The organism is Methylobacterium sp. A52T, from assembly GCF_053346095.1.
In genome coordinates this window covers 1-947 of the sequence record NZ_JBKFBI010000301.1, presented here as the reverse complement: position 1 = coordinate 947, position 947 = coordinate 1, and the positions used below count along the sequence as shown (strand labels likewise).

General features: G+C 69.6%; 1 protein-coding gene and 1 pseudogene. One reads left to right on the top strand and one right to left on the bottom strand.

Annotated features, from left to right (window positions below; translation table 11 throughout):
- A pseudogene (locus tag ACLBYE_RS30505) lies at positions 1–107 on the top strand (IS5/IS1182 family transposase); the annotation flags it as partial.
- Positions 108–512: 405 nt separating this feature from the next.
- Here ACLBYE_RS30505 and ACLBYE_RS30500 read toward each other — a convergent pair.
- The coding region (locus tag ACLBYE_RS30500; RefSeq protein WP_447697033.1) for a LysR substrate-binding domain-containing protein at positions 513–947 on the bottom strand (435 nt) is incomplete at its 5' end.

The following is a 947-nucleotide window of genomic DNA, read 5'->3' as shown; positions in this document are numbered from 1 at the left end:
TCGGTCACCTCAAAAACTGGCGGCGCGTCGCGACCCGCTACGATCGCTTGGCCTGCAACTATCTGGCTGCCGTCGCGCTCGCTTCCTGTGTCATCGCATGGACCTGAATGAGTCCCCTACCTAGGCCTGCCGCCACGACGCTGCCGGCGAGAATGCTCCGCCGCGTCGCCCGGGCAGGCCCCTCTTGGAATGCCGTGTCCTGTCTCATCGCTCCACTCGCATCTGTGCGGGCCGGAGAACGTCCGGATGGCTCGCCTCGCGACCGCGGATGTCGCGCATGTCGGAGAGGGGTGTACGCGCCGTCGCCGCGATCCCCCCCGACTGTGCCACGGCTTTCAGGCTCGGGACCGGACAGTGGGATCACGATGCACTCTCTCGGCACTCGCGAGAACACAGAGTTTCCGAAACTCAGCCTTACGGGTTCCGAGAGGTGGGTGGCCCGGCCTATCTGACGTGGCCGGCCTTTCCTCACCGGGCGGACGGGCGTCCAAAGCCGACCGGTGCGCCGGCCTTCAGGGGGGTGGAATGACGGCACCCAGGGACGCGCGAATGCGCGGCGTCGCGAAGTCGAGGAACGCCCGAATCTTCAGCGGAAGGCGTCCATGCCCGACATGGACAACGCTGACCGGGACCGGTTCGAGCTCGAAGGACCGCAGCACGAGGACCTGGCGCCCTGCTGCGACGAGGGGCGCCGCCTGGTACGACAGGACCTGCGTGAGGCCGACGCCGGCCGCGGCCGCGTCGAGCGCCGCCTCGGCCGTGTTGACCTGGAGGCGGGAGCGCACCTGGACCACCTGGACGGCCTTCCTGTCGGGCGTGGCGAAGTGCCAGGCCGGGCCGGCGGCCAGGTCGCTGAAGGTCACGCACGGGATGTCGGCGAGGTCCGACAGGGTCCGGGGCGTCCCGTGAGCGGCGAGGAAGTCGGGACTGCCGCAGACCACGCGCGT